Below are 3,033 nucleotides of genomic sequence, written 5' to 3'. Positions count from 1 at the left end.
TGAGTTAAAAATGCAGCACTACTTAAAAACCACAAGTTTTGCAAAAAAAATATTTTTTATGGAAATTAAATATGAAATCCATAACTGATTCATTAGTTCAAAATAAAAACACATTACTGGCAAATGATTGGCAGCGTGAGTGGCTGCAAGGTGCAGTCCTCGAATCTCAGCTTGATTATTGGAAGCAGCAGTTAAGTGGCAGCATACTTGTACTACAACTGCCCAGCGATCGCCCACGGACACCTGTTCAAACTTACTCAGGTAAAATCTGTCGCGAGGTGCTACCGCAGGCGTTGACTGATGACCTCAAGGCTTTGAGTCAGCAATCAGGGGTAACACTGTTCATGACTTTATTAGCAGCCTTCAAGGTATTACTCCACCGCTATACAGGACAAGAGGATATTCTTGTTGGCTCCCCAATTGCCGATCGCAACCAGGTAGAAACCGAAGGATTAATGGGTTTATTTGTCAATACCTTGGTAATGCGGACTGACCTTTCTGGCAATCCCAGTTTTCGGGAAATACTCAATCAAGTGCGTCAGGTTGCCTTATGTGCTTATGAGCATCAGGATTTACCTTTTGAAAAACTGGTGGAAGAACTCAAGCCAGAACGCGATCGCACTCATTCACCACTGTTTCAGGTGATGTTCGCTATGAACCCCCCTTGGACAAAGGGAGCAGAGGGAGAACTACCAAGTTTGAAAATTGCCCCCACCTTTGGATACACCCATAGCAGCACGCCAAAATTGGATTTAACCCTGGTGATGCGGGATACAGGCAAAGGATTCAGAGCTTCTTTAGAATACAATACTGACCTATTCCATGAAGCCGCGATCGCGCGGATGCTTGGACATTTCGAAACAATGCTTGCAGGTATTCTTGCTAATCCAGAGCAACGCATCTCAGAATTACCGCTATTAACGCCAGGGGAACGGCAACAGTTACTTATAGAGTTGAACAATACTCAAACTGACTATCCCCGGCAAGCGTGTATTCATCAACTATTTGAGGCACAGGTAGAAAGTACACCCGATGCGGTAGCAGTAGTATTTCAAAACGAACAACTTACCTACCGTGAACTCAATAGTCGTGCCAATCAATTAGCTCATTATCTGCGCTCGTTGGGAGTTCAAACTAACGAGCTAGTAGGCATTTGTCTAGACCGTTCTTTAGAAATGGTAGTGGGGGTATTAGGCATTCTCAAAGCTGGTGCAGCTTATCTGCCACTAGATCCAAAGCATCCACAAGCGCGTACAGCATTTATGGTGGAAGACTCGCAAGTGAAGGTATTATTAACTCAACAACGGCTTGTAGAGTTTTTGCCCAAACATATCGCTAAGTTAGTAGAACTTGATACTGATTCTCAGTTTATTGTTCAGGAGGATGAAGAAAACCTAGTCTGTGGCAAAGACACAACGCCTGAAAACCTCGCCTATGTAATTTATACTTCCGGCTCTACAGGAACACCTAAAGGAGTAAAAGTTCCTCACCGAACCGTTGTTAATTTTCTAGCAAGTATGCGTGAGCAACCAGGCTTAATTCAGCAAGATATTCTGCTATCCGTCACCACACTCTCTTTTGATATTGCTGTTCTGGAAATATTCTTGCCGTTAATTGTGGGGGCAACTACTTTTATAGTCAGCCGTGAAGTCGCTACAGATGGAGAGAAACTGCTCACAACTCTCAACCATTCCAAAGCAACAGTCATGCAGGCTACTCCTGCAACCTGGCAACTGTTGCTAGCGGCTGGATGGCAAGGTTCAAAACATCTAAAGATTCTTTGTGGCGGGGAAGCTTTGTCACCAGCTTTAGCCAAGGAATTGGTGAATCGTGCCCAGAGTGTCTGGAATATGTACGGCCCTACCGAAACAACAGTTTGGTCTACTTGCTATTTAATTCCAGAAGATGGAATTCCTCTAATTGGTCAGCCCATTGCCAATAGTCAAATTTATCTGTTGGATGGCTTTTTGCAGCCAGTGCCTGTGGGAGTTCCTGGTGAAATGTATATCGGCGGTGCTGGTGTAACACTGGGTTATCTGAATCGACCTGAACTTACTAAAGAAAGATTTATCTCCAACCCATTTAGCCAAGAGCCGAATGCTCGACTCTACAGAACAGGCGATTTAGCTCGCTATCGCACCGATGGGAACCTTGAGTATCTGCAACGGATTGATGATCAGGTGAAAATTCGCGGTTTCCGCATCGAACTGGGCGAAGTGGAGTTAGCCCTAGCCCAATATCCTGGGGTACAGCAAGCTGTAGTCATAGCGCCAGAAGTTTTTCCAGGAGAAAAACGCTTAGTTGGTTATGTAGTTCCTAATTCAGAGCAGATAATTGCGATCGCACAACTGCGTAATTTCTTGCAGATGAAACTACCGAGTTACATGGTTCCCTCGGACTTTGTCATACTGGATACTTTGCCAATTAACACTAATGGCAAAGTAAATCGAAAAGCTTTACCTGTAGCTAATTTAACTAATGTTGAAACAGAAAAAACTTTTGCTACAGCAGAAGATTCATTGCAACTTCAATTAACAGAAATCTGGGAAAACATTTTAGGAATTCATCCGATTGGAATAACAGACAACTTTTTTGATTTGGGTGGACACTCACTGTTGGCAGTCCGTCTATTTTCTCAGATTGAAAAGATAGCAGGCAAAAATCTACCTCTATCTATCCTCTTGCAAGCCCCAACTATTCAGCAATTAGCTAATATTGTTGAGCGAGAAAGATCCTCAAAACCTGGGGTTGTGGCGACACCAACAGCTGATGTAATGTCTGAAACATCAATTCCTTGGTCATCTTTGGTAGCTATTCAACCCAACGGTTCTAAGCCTCCTTTCTTCTGTGTACATGGTTTTGGTGGAGAAGTTCTACGTTTCCGTGAATTGGCATTGCATTTAGAATCAGATCAACCATTTTATGGACTACAACCACAAGGGTTAGATGGAAAACAGCTTCCTTATACGCGGATTGAAGACATGGCGGCGCACTACATTCGACAAATCCAGACTATTCAGCCCCATGAGCCTT

Annotated in this window: 1 protein-coding gene; it reads left to right on the top strand. The window is 43.6% G+C overall.

Annotation, left to right across the window (positions count from 1 at the left end; all coding sequences use genetic code 11):
• Window positions 1-71 precede the first annotated feature (71 nt).
• Window positions 72-3,033, top strand: a 2,962-nt coding sequence (locus HWQ37_RS32675) for a non-ribosomal peptide synthetase (protein WP_292755278.1), incomplete at its 3' end; no start/stop codon positions are given.

It is taken from the genome of Nostoc sp. NMS4 (genome assembly GCF_017115095.1).
Classification (GTDB): domain Bacteria; phylum Cyanobacteriota; class Cyanobacteriia; order Cyanobacteriales; family Nostocaceae; genus Nostoc.
Note: the sequence above shows the minus strand (reverse complement) of the source record. Positions and strands in the feature narration are given on the sequence as shown.